Annotated in this window: 15 protein-coding genes; 9 read left to right on the forward strand and 6 right to left on the reverse strand. The window is 63.1% G+C overall.

Annotated features, from left to right (window positions below):
* Window positions 1-65: 65 nt before the first annotated feature.
* Genes CI807_RS17205 through CI807_RS17215 form a run of 3 tightly spaced genes read left to right on the forward strand, consistent with a single transcriptional unit; the run spans window position 66 to window position 2589 of the window.
* Window positions 66-734: an RraA family protein gene (locus CI807_RS17205; protein WP_095015473.1), complete on the forward strand. Its 669-nt coding sequence runs from the start codon at window positions 66-68 to the stop codon at window positions 732-734.
* Complete coding sequence (locus tag CI807_RS17210) at window positions 731-1390, forward strand: RraA family protein (RefSeq protein ID WP_095015474.1); 660 nt, start codon at window positions 731-733, stop codon at window positions 1388-1390. Before CI807_RS17205 ends, CI807_RS17210 begins: the two co-directional genes overlap by 4 nt.
* Window positions 1387-2589 (forward strand): pyridoxal phosphate-dependent aminotransferase, encoded by a 1203-nt coding sequence (locus CI807_RS17215; protein ID WP_095015475.1) that lies wholly within the window; start codon window positions 1387-1389, stop codon window positions 2587-2589. Before CI807_RS17210 ends, CI807_RS17215 begins: the two co-directional genes overlap by 4 nt.
* A 5-nt stretch (window positions 2590-2594) precedes the next feature.
* Here the strand turns inward: CI807_RS17215 and flgE are convergent, their stop codons facing one another.
* A complete protein-coding gene (gene flgE / locus CI807_RS17220; protein WP_095015476.1) occupies window positions 2595-3905 on the reverse strand; it encodes a flagellar hook protein FlgE in 1311 nt (436 codons plus the stop codon).
* Window positions 3906-4033: 128 nt separating this feature from the next.
* On the reverse strand, window positions 4034-5347 hold the full coding sequence (gene yegQ / locus CI807_RS17225; protein WP_095015477.1) for a tRNA 5-hydroxyuridine modification protein YegQ: 1314 nt from the start codon (window positions 5345-5347) through the stop codon (window positions 4034-4036).
* Window positions 5348-5571: 224 nt separating this feature from the next.
* Here yegQ and CI807_RS17230 point away from each other — a divergent pair, with 224 nt between their 5' ends.
* The 3 genes from CI807_RS17230 to CI807_RS17240 are packed head-to-tail and all read left to right on the forward strand — an operon-like array spanning window position 5572 to window position 7330.
* The gene (locus CI807_RS17230; RefSeq protein WP_095015478.1) at window positions 5572-5835 is read left to right on the forward strand and encodes a DUF2790 domain-containing protein; all 264 of its coding nucleotides are present in this window, start codon (window positions 5572-5574) and stop codon (window positions 5833-5835) included.
* 42 nt (window positions 5836-5877) lie between these two features.
* Window positions 5878-6090, forward strand: a complete 213-nt coding sequence (locus CI807_RS17235; RefSeq protein ID WP_095015479.1) for a hypothetical protein — start codon at window positions 5878-5880, stop codon at window positions 6088-6090.
* A 31-nt stretch (window positions 6091-6121) separates the two neighbouring features.
* Complete coding sequence (locus tag CI807_RS17240) at window positions 6122-7330, forward strand: cytochrome c biogenesis protein DipZ (RefSeq protein WP_095015480.1); 1209 nt, start codon at window positions 6122-6124, stop codon at window positions 7328-7330.
* 1 nt (window position 7331) lies between these two features.
* Here the strand turns inward: CI807_RS17240 and CI807_RS17245 are convergent, their stop codons facing one another.
* The 3 genes from CI807_RS17245 to CI807_RS17255 are packed head-to-tail and all read right to left on the reverse strand — an operon-like array spanning window position 7332 to window position 9970.
* Window positions 7332-7997, reverse strand: coding sequence for a response regulator transcription factor (locus CI807_RS17245; protein WP_095015481.1), 666 nt, complete (start codon window positions 7995-7997; stop codon window positions 7332-7334).
* 39 nt (window positions 7998-8036) lie between these two features.
* Complete coding sequence (locus CI807_RS17250) at window positions 8037-8408, reverse strand: response regulator transcription factor (RefSeq protein WP_095015482.1); 372 nt, start codon at window positions 8406-8408, stop codon at window positions 8037-8039.
* The gene (locus CI807_RS17255) at window positions 8408-9970 is read right to left on the reverse strand and encodes a PAS domain-containing sensor histidine kinase (RefSeq protein ID WP_095015483.1); all 1563 of its coding nucleotides are present in this window, start codon (window positions 9968-9970) and stop codon (window positions 8408-8410) included. Before CI807_RS17255 ends, CI807_RS17250 begins: the two co-directional genes overlap by 1 nt.
* A 197-nt stretch (window positions 9971-10167) precedes the next feature.
* Here CI807_RS17255 and CI807_RS17260 point away from each other — a divergent pair, with 197 nt between their 5' ends.
* Window positions 10168-10584, forward strand: a complete 417-nt coding sequence (locus CI807_RS17260) for an organic hydroperoxide resistance protein (protein WP_095015484.1) — start codon at window positions 10168-10170, stop codon at window positions 10582-10584.
* Between the two features lie 148 nt (window positions 10585-10732).
* Window positions 10733-11704 (forward strand): quinone oxidoreductase, encoded by a 972-nt coding sequence (locus CI807_RS17265; RefSeq protein WP_177409634.1) that lies wholly within the window; start codon window positions 10733-10735, stop codon window positions 11702-11704.
* Here CI807_RS17265 and CI807_RS17270 read toward each other — a convergent pair.
* Window positions 11685-12911 (reverse strand): MFS transporter, encoded by a 1227-nt coding sequence (locus tag CI807_RS17270; protein ID WP_095015485.1) that lies wholly within the window; start codon window positions 12909-12911, stop codon window positions 11685-11687. The genes CI807_RS17265 and CI807_RS17270 overlap by 20 nt on opposite strands.
* 173 nt (window positions 12912-13084) lie before the next feature.
* On the opposite strand from CI807_RS17270, the gene CI807_RS17275 reads away from it, so the two are divergent.
* On the forward strand, window positions 13085-14377 hold the full coding sequence (locus tag CI807_RS17275; protein WP_095015486.1) for an epoxide hydrolase family protein: 1293 nt from the start codon (window positions 13085-13087) through the stop codon (window positions 14375-14377).
* Window positions 14378-14380: the final 3 nt, after the last annotated feature.

Consider the following 14380-nt stretch of genomic DNA (forward strand, 5'->3'; position numbering starts at 1 on the left):
TACGAATATACCGATCACCGCCCCTCAGTGAGACTTGAGCCCCAACCACAACAGGGGCTCATCTCATGTCACTTGTCGACCCGCTTCAGCGCCTGGCTGAACTCGATACCAATACGGTTTCCGACGCACTGGATTTCCTGCAACTGACGGGCGCGGTGGTCGGCATTCGGCCGCTGTGGGACTGTCCCAAAGTGGTCGGCCGGGCCAGCACGGTCAAACTGGCCCCCAAGACCGATGACGCGCCCACCGCGCACCTGATCTCCCCGGTGATCGACGCCATTACCACGCATGACCGCGTGCTGGTGATTGCGGGCGGGATCGATGGCATTTCCTGCTGGGGTGACATCATTGCCAACGCCGCCGTCGCCAAGCACATCCGAGGTTCGGTGATCGACGGTTTCAGCCGTGACATCGACGGCAGCGCGTCCATTGGTTATCCGGTGTATGGCCGTGGCGTGACCATGATCAGCGCGCGTAATCGCGTGGTGCAGGTGGACTCCGGCGTCACCCTCAACGTCGGCGGTGTTGACGTCTCGGAAGATGACTTCGTGATCGCCGACCGCTGCGGCACGGTGTTCATCCCGGCTGCGGTGATCGAGCAGGTGCTCGACCTGGGCGAGCGCATCGCCGCCCGTGAAGCGGGCATGGTCGACGCGGTGCGCAGTGGCCGCTCGGTCGCCGACGTGATGCACGACAGCCAATTCGAAGCCATCCGCGTGGAGTCTGCCCGATGAACGATCAACACTTGGTTGCCCTGTTCGAAGGGCTGGACACCCCTGGCGTCTCGGACGCCATGGACAAGCTGGGCATCCCCGGCCAATGCCTGGGCATCGCGCCGCTGGATAACTACCGTGGCACTGTGGTCGGTCCGGCGTTTACCGTGCAATACGTGCCGGCCAACACGCCACCGGGCTCGGTGGGCGACTTCATCGAAGACGTGCTGCCAGGGGATGTGGTGGTCATCGCCAACGCCGGGCGCACCGACTGCACGGTGTGGGGCGACATCATGACCCAGTACGCCGGCGCGCGCGGGATTGCCGCCACGGTGATCGACGGCGTGTGCCGCGACGTCAGCAAAGCCCTGGGTGATGGCTACCCGATGTTCAGCCGAGGCCGCTACATGCGCACCGGCAAGGACCGCGTCGAAGTGCTGTCGGTGAACCAGCCGGTGGCGATCAGCGAAACCCGCGTGTGTGCCCGGGACATCGTGGTGGCCGACGCCAACGGCGTGCTGGTGGTGCCCCGCGCTCGCGCCGCTGAAGTGGCGCAGGTCGCACGGCAGATCGAAGCGGTGGAGTCGCAGATCCGCGCACAGATCGAGGCAGGCAAGACGTTGAAGCAGGCCCGTGAATCTCTGGGTTATCACACCTTACAGAGGAAGGGATCATGAATACCCTGAACAAGCGCCTGGCCCAGGCGCAACCGTCCGCCACCTACCGCATCATCGACCGCGTCGCCGCGCGCCGGGCCGAAGGCGCAACCATCATTTCGTTGTGCGCTGGAGAGCCGGATTTCGACACGCCGGAGCACATTCGCCAGGCCGGCATCGAAGCGATCCGCAACGGCCATACGCGCTACACCCAGGTCGCTGGCGTGCGGGCTCTGCGCGAAGCGGTGGCGGAGAAATTCCGTCGCGAAAACGGCCTGGACGTGACCTGGAAAGACACCCTTGTCAGCAACGGCGGCAAGCATGTGATCTACAACGCACTCGCCGCCACCCTCAACGACGGCGACGAAGTGATCGTGCCCGCGCCGTACTGGGTCAGTTACCCGGAAATGGTCGAGCTGTGTGGCGGCACGTCGAAGATTGTGCCGTGCAGCGCCGAGGACGGCTTCAAGCTGACCCCGGCCGCGCTCGACCAGGCGATCACCCCCAGCACCCGCTGGCTGATCCTCAACTCACCGTCCAACCCGACGGGCGCCGTCTACAGTCGCCCGCAATTGCAGGCGCTGGCCGACGTGTTGCTCAAGCATCCCCATGTGCTGGTGCTGGCGGATGATATCTACGAGCATCTGCTGTTCGACGACCAGGCCTTCCACACCTTGGCCCAGGTAGAGCCGCGTCTGGTAACTCGGGTGCTGACCATGAACGGCGTCTCCAAGGCCTACGCCATGACCGGCTGGCGCATCGGCTTTGCCACCGGCCCGCGCTGGCTGCTGGAGGCCATGGAGAAACTCCAGGGCCAGCAGACCTCGGGGGCCAGCGCGATTTCCCAGCATGCCGCCATTGCTGCCTTGAACGGGCCACAGGACTTTATCCACCAATCAAGGGCGGTCTTCGAGACGCGCCGCGACTTGGTCGTGTCCCTGCTCAACGCCACGCCTGGATTGGAATGCATCCGCCCAAGCGGCGCGTTCTACGTCTTTGCCTCTTGCGCCGGACTGTTGGGGCGCACCTCGGCCGCCGGCACCTTGCTGGAGACTGACGAGGATGTCGCCCACGCCTTGCTCAACGAAGCCAACGTGGCCGTGGTGCACGGCAGCGCCTTCGGCCTGGCGCCGTACCTGCGTATCGCCTATGCCCTGGATGAGGATTCGTTGCGCCAGGCTTGCGCGGCGATCTACCGGTTCTGCGCAGCGACGCGTTAGCGGTGTCACGTCATCTGGATCAACGTCTTCATGATCGTGCTTTCGGTCGAGATGGTTTTAGCGTTCGCCTGGTAGTTGCTCTGGGCCTTGATCAGCTCGACCAGCTCGTTGGTCAGGTTGACGTTGGAGTTCTCCAGCGCGTTGGCCTTGATTGAGCCCAGAGTGCCGGCTTGCGGAGTGTCGTAACCCGGTTGACCCGATGCGAACGTCTCTCTCCAGGCGGTTCCGCCAGCCGGTTGCAGGCCCTGTTCGTTGTTGAAGCTGGCGAGGGAAATCTGGCCGATGGCCTTGCTTTGCTGGTTGCTGAAGGTGGCGAACAGAACACCGCTGCCGTCGATTTTCAGGCCGGTGATCTGGCCGGTAGCGTAGCCATCGGTGATCGGTGGATTGCGGTAAGTGGCCGAGTTGTATTGGGTGATGTTGGCCATGTTGACGGCGATACCCGCCGGGTGGGTGTCTGCACCGTTTGCCTTCCACACGCCGTTGGTTACCGTGCCGGGGACCCAGCCGGTAACGGTCAGGGTCTTGTCGGACACGCCGGCGGTCACGACGCTGGTGAGTTTGCCGGCACCGTCGAAGGTCAATGTCGACGGCACGGGCGGGGTGGAAGGTGTGCCGGTGGGCGCAGAGCCGTTCGGGTTGCGCCCGTCGATGAGGGTGTAGGCATTCCACTTGTTGCCGTCGGTTTTCACCAGGTATTGCACCATCGGGTGCGCGTTGCCCTGGGAGTCATACAACGTGGTGCTGTACTGGGTGCTGAAGGTGCTGGTGTCGTTCGGGTTGAACGGCTTGGCGGCCTGGTCGATCGCCGGCAACGATGAATTCAGGTTGCTGGTCGAGTCGACTTTGGTGGAGGCCTTGGGCGGCAGGCTGGCCAGGTTCAATTGCAGGTCGACCAGGCCGCCCTTGGCGATCTTGCCGTTGGCATCCGCTGCGTAGCCCTGCAGGCGCGAGGTGCCGGTATTGTTGGTGATGTAGCCGTCCTTGTCGGCACGGAAAGCGCCGCTGCGGGTGTACTCCAGCGAGCCGTCGTGGGTCTTCTGTACGAAGAAACCACCACCCTGGATGCCCATGTCCAAGGTGCCGCCGGTGGTATTGACGTCACCCTGGGTGAACCGTTGGGACACCGCTGCCAGGTTCACACCGTTGCCGATGCTGTTCTGGCCGGTGCCCAGTTTCGTGGCGGCATAGATGTCCGCGAACTCTGCCCGGGATGCCTTGAAACCGGTGGTCGCGACGTTGGCGATATTATTGCCCGTCACGTCCATCTGCTTGTTGGCGGCGTGGAGACCGCTAAGACCAATATTGAAAGACATATCAACTCCTTCTGGTGCCGTTGCTGTTCAAGGCTGGGAAGGGTTGAGTGTGCGCAATGCGCATGGACGTTTGCGGGAGGCTGTGTGGAGAAAGGGTGGAGGCCGGGATTAATTTGCCCGGCGCTCTATCAGAGGTCGCGCATCAGCAGGCCAAAGCGCAGGTCCAGCTCGGCGGGGAGTCGCAGGTAGACGGTGTACCCGTCCCCCGGCGCGACGTCGATGGCGTCGCCTTTGGCGTTGTTCAAGGTGGCCAGGTCGAAGTGGAAGTTGCCAGCGGGGGTCATCAATTCCAGGTGATCGCCCACAGCGAAGCGGTTCTTCACCTTGACCTCGGCCAGCTCGCCCCGGCGCTCACCAGTCAGTTCGCCGACGAACTGCTGGCGTTCCGACACCGAGCTGCCGTTCTGGTAGTTCTGGTATTCATCGTGCACATGACGGCGCAGGAAACCTTCGGTGTAGCCGCGCTGGGCCAGGGATTCGAGGTTGGTCATCAGGGTGCGGTCGAAGGTGCGACCGGCCACTGCATCATCGATGGCCTGGCGATACACCTGGGTGGTGCGCGCGCAGTAGAAGTGCGACTTGGTGCGGCCTTCGATCTTCAGTGAGTGCACGCCCATCCGGGTCAGGCGCTCCACATGCTGCACGGCGCGCAGGTCCTTGGCGTTCATGATGTAGGTGCCGTGTTCGTCCTCGAAGGCGGGCATCTGTTCATCGGGGCGGTTGGCTTCCTGGAGCAGGAACACCTGATCGGTGGGCGCGCCAATGCCCAGTGTGGGCTGGCATTGCTGGACGATATCCCCCGTGGCGTTTTCCACCGCCGGGGTAGCCTGGTACTTCCAGCGACAGGCATTGGTGCAGGTGCCCTGGTTGGCGTCGCGCTTGTTCATGTAGCCCGAGAGCAGGCAACGCCCGGAATAGGCCATGCACAAGGCACCGTGCACAAACACTTCCAGCTCCATGGCCGGCACCTGCTGGCGGATCTCGTCGATCTCTTCCAGCGACAATTCCCGTGACAGGATCACCCGGCTGATGCCTTGCTGCTGCCAGAACTCCACGCTGGCCCAGTTCACCGTATTGGCTTGCACCGACAAATGGATCGGCATCTGTGGAAAGTGCCTGCGCACCAACATGATCAGCCCAGGGTCGGACATGATCAGCGCGTCCGGACCCATGGCGATCACCGGCGCCAGGTCCTTGAGGAAGGTCTTCAACTTGGCGTTGTGCGGCGCGATGTTCACCACCACGTAGAAACGCTTGCCCAGGGCATGCGCTTCCTGGATGCCGAAGGCCAGGTTGGCGTGGTCGAACTCGTTATTGCGCACCCGCAAGCTGTAGCGCGGCTGGCCGGCGTAGACCGCATCGGCGCCGTAGGCAAAGGCGTAGCGCATGTTTTTCAGGGTGCCGGCGGGGGCGAGCAGTTCGGGAGCGAGGATGGGAGGCATGGGCACGGGTCGCAAAAGGTCGCGAAGGTAGCCGAGCGGCGAGGGCGGTTTATTGATCCAGGTCGTCCTTTGGGCTTTTTGTATCGCTGTGTATCGGCAGGGGCTGTGGATACGTATCGATTTATCCGCGCGGTTTTCCGACACAGGCGCGATACCTCAGGGGCTTTTAATTGATTCCAACGAGGCACACCGCCTCCAACCCTGAGAACCTGGAGTCAACCACCATGAACACCAAAGCCATCTACGCCGCCTGCCTGTTTGCCGCCCTGAACATCTGCACCTTGTCGGCCCGCGCCGAAGCCGCCGTTACCGCTCAGACCTACAACTACGGCACGCACCTGGACATCAAGCAAGTGGTGTCGATGAGCCAGGACTCCAAGCCCGCCTGCGGCGTGGTGAATGCGCGCATGACCTACCTGGACTCCCACGACAAGACCCAGGTGCTGGATTACCTCAAGTTTGGCGACGGTTGCGTTGGCGATAACTGAGTCCCGCTTACCCCTCCCATTGTTTGCCACAGGAAGACCGCCATGAACCCGCTGACCCGCTTTTTGACCGCCACCGCCTTTGCCCTTGCCGGCACTGCCGTGCACGCCAACGCCGCCGTGGAGAAAAACAGCTGCGCCGCCAGCACCTGCTTCCAGCTGACCCCGGTGCAACACGCCGCCGGCCATGACCTGCTGGTGGAGGACGGCAGCCGCCGCACACCGCTCGGCCAGGCGCTGGACCACCAGACGGCGTGAAGCCGTCTCCCCACTCGATAAGGTGAACCTCATGCTACTCATCGCATTCCTGGGCGGCATCCTGACCGTCCTCAGCCCTTGTATCCTGCCGGTGGTGCCGTTTCTGTTCGCCGGCGTCGACCGCACCCGCCGTTCGATCCTGCTGACCCTCGGCGGCATGGTCCTGACCTTCGCGCTGATCTCCAGCCTGGCCGTGGTCAGCACGGAGTGGGTGATACAGGCCAATAACACCGGCCGCCATGTGGCGCTGATCGTGATGGGGCTGTTTGCGCTGTCGCTGATCTCGGCGCGGGTCGGCGGCTGGCTGGCGCGCCCCTTCGTGTTGTTGGGCAACCGTATCGATCCTGACAGCCGCACGCTGTCCGGTCCGCTGAAGTCGGTGATGATCGGCGTCGCCACAGGCCTGTTGTGGGCGCCCTGCGCCGGGCCGATCCTGGGGGTGATCCTGACCAGTGCGATGCTGCAAGGCGCCAATGCGCAGACCAGCCTGTTGCTGGTGGCCTACGGCCTGGGCAGCGCCTTGTCCCTGGGCGCGCTGATTTTTGCCGGGCGTGGCCTGGTCAATCGACTCAAGGCGTCCATTCCGGTGACCGGTTGGCTGCGCCGTGGGGCAGGGGTGGCGGTACTGGCGGCGGCGGTGGTGATTTCCACCGGAGCGGACAAGACCCTGCTCGCCGGCACATCGTCCGAGGGGGTCAGCAGCCTGGAAAAAGGCCTGCTGGAAAACGTGCCCAAAGTGGTGGATTACGTGGTGAGCAAGGTCAAGGCCGACGCGGCCCAGGACAATACCAAGGGCGCCATGCCATCGCTGGCCGGTGCGGTCGAGTGGCTTAACTCACCCGAACTCACCCGCGAATCCTTGAAAGGTAAAGTGGTGCTGGTGGATTTCTGGACCTACGACTGCATCAACTGTCAGCACACCCTGCCGTATGTGAAGCAATGGGCGAAGAAATACGAGAAGGACGGCTTGGTGGTGATCGGCGTGCACACCCCGGAATACGGCTATGAGCGCATCATCGGCAACGTCAAGGACCAGGTGCGCAAGCTGGGTATCACCTACCCGGTGGCCATCGACAACAACTATGCGATCTGGCGAAATTTCGACAACCAGTACTGGCCCGCCCATTACCTGATCGACGCCAAGGGGCAGGTGCGTTACACCCATTTTGGCGAAGGCCGTTATGAGGCGCAGGAGCAGATGATCCAGACGCTGTTGAACGAGGCCAAGGCCCCTCAGTGACTCAATGCAGCGGCTTTGCCAGCAAAGCCGCCATTTTGACCAGCTCCGCCAACGAGCGGGCCTTCATTTTGCGCATTGCCTTGCCCCGATGGGCCTTGACCGTGATCTCGCTGATCGCCAGGTCGCAGGCAATGACTTTGTTCATATGCCCCGCGACGACCCTTGTCATCACTTCCTGCTCCCTTGGCGTCAGGGTGGCGTAGGCCGCCCGCAGGACGCGCAATTGATCCTGTTGGTCCAGCAGGGTGCGGCTCTTTTCGAGGGCTCCGGCGATTGCGGTCAACAGCACGTCATCATTGAACGGCTTGGTCAGGAACTCCACCGCCCCCGCCTTCATGGCGCGTACGGTGAGAGGGATATCGCCGTAGCCGGTGATGAAAATGATCGGCGTGTCCGGGCGTTCGCTGGCGATGGCGGCTTGCAGGTCCAGGCCGTTGAGGTCGGGCAGGTTGATGTCCAGCACCAGGCAGGTGGGCACGTCTGCACGCGGCTGGCTCAGAAACGCCTGGGCTGATTCGAACAGCCGGGGCTGCCACTGGGCGAACCGGATCAACAGCTCCAGGGATTCGCGCACGGAAACATCGTCATCGACAACGAATACGATCGGCTGGGTGTCGGTCATCGGCGCGGCTCTGCGTGCATGGGCGATGGGGTGAGTCGAGTACATCATGATAGCTCCTTCAAGATAGCTCCCTGCTGGAGCGGTTCAGTCGACTGGAAAGGCCGCGCTCAGCGCTTTGAGCAATTGCGCTTCGCTGAACGGCTTCATCAGGCAGTCCACCACGCCGGTGCGCATCAGTTTCAGCCGGTCGCCGGCATCGCCATGGGCAGTGATAAAGATCACCGGAATGCCGTGGCCGCGCAGTTGGAGGGTGGCGTGCAGTTCCGGGCCGGACATGCCTGGCATCGCCACATCCAGGATCAGGCAGCGCGTACCCGTCACATGGGGCGATGCCAGGAACGCTGGCGCCGAGGAAAACGCTTCGACCGCAAAACCGAACTCCCGGAGCAGGTCCGGCAGGGATTCGCGCACTGATTCGTCATCATCGACAACCGCTATAAGAACAGGCTGTTCCATCAGATTCCCTCCTTGGTCGAGTCGGCGTCCTGGTTGGTCATGCGCGGCAGGGCAAATTGGAACGTGGCTCCGGGGCCGTCATGGGCGGTGGCCCACAACACGCCATCATGGCGCTCGATAATGGAGCGACTGATGGACAGCCCGATGCCCATGCCGGTGGCCTTGGTGGTGTAGAACGCCTGGAACAGGCGTTCGGCATCCTGCGGGTCGAAGCCATTGCCGTTGTCCTTTACGGCAAGGTAGACGCTCTGTTGTTCATCCAGCCCGGTGGTGACATGCAGGTGCCGCGAACGACCCGTCATGGTGTTCATCGCCTCGGTGGCATTGAGGATCAAGTTGAGGATCACTTGTTGCAGTTGCACGCGGTCGGCCTTGACGGTGGGCAGCGCGTCGGCAAATTCCGGGATCAGCTTCACGTCATTGCGCTGCAATTCGCCCAGCAGCATGGCGATGACCTCCTGTGCCGCCTCGTTCAAATCGACGGGCTCGAGGGTGATGCATTTCTTCGAGAACAGCGCACGCAGGCGGTTGATCACCTCGGCGGCGCGGTTGCCATCGCGAATGGTACGCCGCGCGGTCTCCAGGGCACCGGTGACATTCGGCGGGTCGGCGCCCAACATGCGCAGGCAGGTGCTGGCATTGGTGATGATGCCGGCCAGCGGCTGATTGACTTCGTGGGCAATCGAGGCGGTGACGGTGCTCAGGCTCGCCACACGTGCCAGGTGCGCCAGCTCCGCGCGCACCTTGCTCAGGGTTTCTTCCGATAGCCGGCGTTCAATGGCGATGCTCGCCGCAAGCATTTCGGCGCGCTTGCGGTCTTCGATATCGGTGTTCTCGCCGTACCAGCGCAGCACCACGCCCCACGCATCACGTTGCGGTACCGCGCGCACCAGGAACCAGCGGTAGTCGCCGTCGAAGCGGCGCAACCGCGCCTCGTACTCTCCGGCTTCGCCCGACTGCAGCAGGGCACCCCAATACTGTGCCAGTTGCTCGGCGTCGTCGGGGTGGACCGAGCGCGCCCAGCCATCGCCACGCGCTTCGTCCAGGCTCATACCGGTGTAGTCGCACCAGCGCTGGTTGACGAAGCCGACACTGCCGTCGGGCGCCGCGCTCCAGACAAACCCTGGAATGGCGTTGATGATGTTGCTGAGGCGGTCTTCCGAGGCGCTGACTTCGGCCAGTGCGTGGGCGATCAAGGCTTTGTCGCGCTTTTGCTCGTTGATGTCCACGCTGATCACCCACCAGCGAAGGATCCGGCCCTGGCTGTCGCGCATCGGCTTGCCGTCACTGACGAACCAGCGGTAGGCACCGTCCGCCTGGCGCAGGCGCAGTTCCTTGCGATAGGGCTCGCCACTGCGTACCGCCTCGCGCCAGGCGTTGAGCGTGGTCTGCAGGTCGTCCGGGTGCACGGCCGCCTGCCAGCCGCAGCCGATGGCTGCGCTGGCACTGTGTCCGGTATAGGCGCACCAGCCTTGGTTGACGTAGTCGACGCTGCCGTCCGCCAGGGCGGTGAAGGCCACCCCAGGCAGTGCATCGACGACGCGCTCGAATTCATTCGACATACCGGTTCTCTAGTGACAGGCGCCGTGCGCAGAGAATGCCCTGTGGGCGGTTGTTCGCCCATCATACTTAGGTGTCGCATGCCCACGCCGGCGGGCAGGCAAACGATACCATCGTGTTATCGATGGCGGGCACGGGTTCTGTTTTGATTGAGCCGCGCATCCCGAGTGCGCTTTCCTCAATTTCCCGGAGCTCTGCCATGACCGCCAAACAAGTACTCTACACCGCCAAAGTCCACACCACCGGTGCCCGCGATGGAGGCACCTCGCGCAGCGACGATGGGCGCCTGGACATTCTCCATTCCCCACCGGGCGCCAAAGGCAGCGGCACCAATCCCGAGCAACTGTTTGCGTCCGGTTGGTCGGCCTGTTTCAACGGCGCCCTGGGTTTGGCAGCGCGCAAATTGAAGGTCGAGCTGCCGGCGGATGTGGCCATCGATGCTGAAGTCGACCTGTGCATGGAGGGCGATGCTTACTTCCTGCGGGCACGCTTGAACGTCAGCCTGCCGGGCTTGGAGCGGAATGTGGCGCTGGCGCTGATTGAAGGTGCCCACCAGACATGCCCGTACTCCAAGGCGGTGCGTGGCAACATCGATGTGGTACTCAACCTGGTGTGAAGGTAAGCCACTGTATCCAGAGTGACTGACGTTACACAGCCATTCAAACCTGCTGCTTTGCCGACATGCCGCAGATACACGTGCTGCACAGCATGGCGGCAGGTTTGGCGTCATCCGACGCTGACGGATGTTGAAGGCTGTGAACACGATGAAAGCGGTGATGATCAACGCATTTGGCGGCCCCGAAGTCTTGGCCGTGCGAGAGGTTTCACTGGCCCGGCCAGGGCTTGGGCAGGTACTGGTCCAGGTCATGGCCGCCGGGGTGAATTTCATGGATACCGGCGCGCGCCGAGGACTCGGCGCCGCCAGCCCGTTGCCGCTGACGCTGGGCGCAGAAGGCGCAGGCGTGGTGCTGGCCGTCGGGCCGGAGGTGACTGAGGTAACACCCGGTGATCGGGTGGCCTGGTATTACGTGCCTGGCAGCTATGCGCAACAGGTCATCGCCCCGGTCAGCCAATTGGTGCCGTTGCCCGATGACATCGGCTTCGAAACCGCCGCCGGCTTGATGATGCAAGGCCTTACCGCGAGCAACCTGGTGTTTGACGTGCACGCGATCCAGAAGGGCGACGTGGCGTTTATCCACGCTGCGGCGGGGGGCGTGGGGCTGATGCTGACGCAGATGGTCAAGCTGCTCGGCGGCCAGGCGATTGGCCGGGTTTCCCATGCCGACAAGGTTGACAGCGTATTGGCGGCCGGAGCCGATTACGTGGTGATCGGGCACGCCGGGCATATCGCCGGCCAGGTCGAGCGCCTGGTGGGCAAGCACGCGGTAAATGTGGTGTATGACGGCACCGGCAATGAAGGTTTCAACGAGTCACTCAATCTGCTGGATTACTTCGGCACCTTGGCCCTGTTCGGCCCGTTCATGGACCCGATCGCGCCGATCGATATCTTTTCAATCCCGCGTAGTATCAAGCTGACCTACCCGGTCGTAATGCACCATGTGCGCAACCGCGAGACCTTGCTGGCGCGTGCGCAGCAGTTGTTCACCTGGGTGCGCACCGGGCGGCTCAACGTGAACATCGGCCAGCTTTATTCGTTGGCGCAGGCGCACCAGGCTCATCGGGATATCGAGTCACGCCGCAGCACCGGCAAGCTGATTATCCTGCCTCACGCCTAGGCTGGCAGCGGCTCCAGATCAGCAGGGCAGCCAGCAATTGGCTGCCCGCATAGAAGGTAAACAGATCCTGGGGACGCCACTGGGCATCGAGCAGTACACCGGCGAACGTGGGCGACACAATTGCCCCTAGCCTTCCCGTGGCCAGCACCAGGCCCACGCCGCGCGTACGTTCGGCGCTGTCGAACGCCTGGGGCGCGAGCACAAACAGCGCGGCAATGGCGGCATAGAGCAACAGGCCGGTCGTGAACCCCGTGGCAATCGCCAGCAGCGGTACGCGCGTGGCTGTCACCATCAGCAGCATCAGCACGGCATTGAGCAGCAGGCACATGCACAGCAACCGGTTGCAGCCCCAGCGATTTGCACCCAAGCCCAACAGCAGCGCACCGAACATGCCGCCAACCGTGAGCAACATGCCGCCGGTGATGCCGTGGCGTGCGGAAAAACCGCTGTGGGTCAGCAGCATGGGGGTCCAGCTCATCACAAAATAAAACCCGAACATCAGCAAAAAGCATACGCAGGCCAAGGCGCAGGCCGATGCCCAGCGTCCGTGGCTGAACAGGCCGCGATAACCTTGGCCTGGCCGCTCGGCCGCCAGCGCTACCTGCGACGCAGACTCGCGCAACCACAGCACGCCGGCCACGCCGACCAACAGCGTCAGGCTGCCCCCTGTCAGGAACACATAACGCCAACCGAGGCCGTCATTCAGCAGATGGGCCAGCACCCCACCCAAGGTGGCGCCCAGCGCAAAGGCCACCGATTGCAGGGCAATCGCCAGGCTGCGATGGGTAAGGGGGGCATATTCGTGGGTCAGTACATTGGCGCCGACCAGCACTGCGCCCACGCCGATCCCCGTGAGCAAACGCAGGCACAGCAACGTGCAATAACCCTGGCTCCAGAAACACAGCACCATGGTCACGCCGCTGAGCATCAGGTTTGCCAGCAACACCCGGCGGCGTCCATGCCGGTTGGCCATCGGCGCAGCCCCCAACGAGCCGCAGGCCATGCCCACCAGGCTGGCGCTGAGCAGCAGGCCGATTTGCGCCGCGCTCAATGACCACTGCGCCGCCACGTGGCTGGCGGTGAATGCCATGGCCATGGCGTCCAGGCCATCGATCACATTGAACAGCATGCACAACCCCACGACGATCCATGCCGCCCCACGCGTCGAAATGCGTTGTGTGGCTGCGCTGATTGACTGACCACTCATCTGTTGCGGATCCCGTTTTTATCAGGGGTGGATGGCAGCATCGGGCGGCCACGCTGACAAGTCATACCAAGGTATCGACCGACACTTACGTGCAATCGTCTGACGTCGCCCTCGATGGTCTGATCGGCCTTGCACTGGCCACCCGGGCGCGGTGCCACTACAGGAGATTCATCATGCTTGCAGCTTCGTCCCTTTACCTGCGACTGCGCTGCCGGGCCTCGTTGCTCGGCCTGGCGCTGCTCGCCGGTAGCCAGGCCGCGTGGGCGGCGTCCGACGCCATCCGTCCGTACCGTATTCATGTTGAAGAGGCACAACTGACCGACCTGCATAAACGTATCGCCGCCACCCGCTGGCCCGACAAGGAAACCGTCAACGACACCTCCCAGGGTGTGCAGTTGGCGCAGGTGCAGGCACTGGTCAAGTACTGGGGCAGTGGTTACGACTGGCGCAAGGCCGAGGCCAAGCTCAATGCGCTGCCTGAGTTCATCACCACCATTGACGGGGTCGACATCCAATTCATTCATGTGCGCTCGCGCAATCCCAACGCGCTGCCATTGATTCTTACCCACGGGTGGCCGGGTTCTCAATTTGAATTCCTCAAGACCATCGGCCCGCTGACCGACCCGGTCGCCTACGGTGGCCGCATCGAAGATTCGTTCGACGTGGTGATCCCATCGATCCCCGGCCACGGTTTTTCCGGCAAACCCACCGAACTGGGATGGGGCCCGGAGCGGGTCGCCAAGGCCTGGGATGTGCTGATGAAACGCCTGGGCTACCAGCATTACGTGTCCCAGGGCGGCGACCATGGCTCGGTGATCTCCGACGCGCTGGGCCGCCTGGCGCCCCCCGGTTTGCTCGGCATTCACCTGAATATGCCGGCCACCGTGCCGCCTGAACTGGTCAAGCCGATCAACAGTGGCGAACCGGCGCCCGCCACCCTCACCGAACCTGAGCGCACAGCCTACAACGCGCTGAGTACTTTCTTTGGGCGCAATGCGGCGTATGGCGCGATGATGGTCACTCGCCCGCAAACCATCGGCTACCTGCTGGCCGACTCGCCGGCCGGTACGGCGGCCTGGATGTACGAAAAATTCGCCGCCTGGACCGACAGTGATGGCAAGCCCGAGCGTGTGCTCAGTCGCGATGAAATGCTCGATGACATCAGCCTGTATTGGCTGACCAACAGCGGTGCGGCGTCTTCGCGTTTCTATTGGGAGAACAACAACAATAACTTCAGCGCTGCGGCGCAGAAGACCGAGACCATCAGGGTTCCGGTCGGCATTACCGTGTTCCCCCGCGAGATCTACCAGGCGCCGAAATCCTGGGCCCAACGCGCTTATCCCTCGCTGTCCTACTACAGCCAGGTCAGCAAAGGCGGGCATTTTGCCGCCTGGGAACAGCCGCAACTGTTCAGCGAGGAACTGCGTGAAGCCTTCCGCCCATTGCGCCCTTCGGCCAAGCCCTGAGGC

The sequence above is a fragment of the Pseudomonas sp. NS1(2017) genome, assembly GCF_002269425.1.
Taxonomy (GTDB): Bacteria; Pseudomonadota; Gammaproteobacteria; order Pseudomonadales; family Pseudomonadaceae; genus Aquipseudomonas; species Aquipseudomonas reactans.

Bases quoted from the DNA above. Each gene is read 5' to 3' on its own strand.
- CI807_RS17205 (WP_095015473.1), top strand. From the start codon at position 66: ATGTCACTTGTCGACCCGCTTCAGCGCCTGGCTGAACTCGATACCAAT.
- CI807_RS17210 (WP_095015474.1), top strand. From the start codon at position 731: ATGAACGATCAACACTTGGTTGCCCTGTTCGAAGGGCTGGACACCCCT.
- CI807_RS17215 (WP_095015475.1), top strand. From the start codon at position 1,387: ATGAATACCCTGAACAAGCGCCTGGCCCAGGCGCAACCGTCCGCCACC.
- flgE (WP_095015476.1), bottom strand. From the start codon at position 3,905: ATGTCTTTCAATATTGGTCTTAGCGGTCTCCACGCCGCCAACAAGCAG.
- yegQ (WP_095015477.1), bottom strand. From the start codon at position 5,347: ATGCCTCCCATCCTCGCTCCCGAACTGCTCGCCCCCGCCGGCACCCTG.
- CI807_RS17230 (WP_095015478.1), top strand. From the start codon at position 5,572: ATGAACACCAAAGCCATCTACGCCGCCTGCCTGTTTGCCGCCCTGAAC.
- CI807_RS17235 (WP_095015479.1), top strand. From the start codon at position 5,878: ATGAACCCGCTGACCCGCTTTTTGACCGCCACCGCCTTTGCCCTTGCC.
- CI807_RS17240 (WP_095015480.1), top strand. From the start codon at position 6,122: ATGCTACTCATCGCATTCCTGGGCGGCATCCTGACCGTCCTCAGCCCT.
- CI807_RS17245 (WP_095015481.1), bottom strand. From the start codon at position 7,997: ATGTACTCGACTCACCCCATCGCCCATGCACGCAGAGCCGCGCCGATG.
- CI807_RS17250 (WP_095015482.1), bottom strand. From the start codon at position 8,408: ATGGAACAGCCTGTTCTTATAGCGGTTGTCGATGATGACGAATCAGTG.
- CI807_RS17255 (WP_095015483.1), bottom strand. From the start codon at position 9,970: ATGTCGAATGAATTCGAGCGCGTCGTCGATGCACTGCCTGGGGTGGCC.
- CI807_RS17260 (WP_095015484.1), top strand. From the start codon at position 10,168: ATGACCGCCAAACAAGTACTCTACACCGCCAAAGTCCACACCACCGGT.
- CI807_RS17265 (WP_177409634.1), top strand. From the start codon at position 10,733: ATGAAAGCGGTGATGATCAACGCATTTGGCGGCCCCGAAGTCTTGGCC.
- CI807_RS17270 (WP_095015485.1), bottom strand. From the start codon at position 12,911: ATGAGTGGTCAGTCAATCAGCGCAGCCACACAACGCATTTCGACGCGT.
- CI807_RS17275 (WP_095015486.1), top strand. From the start codon at position 13,085: ATGCTTGCAGCTTCGTCCCTTTACCTGCGACTGCGCTGCCGGGCCTCG.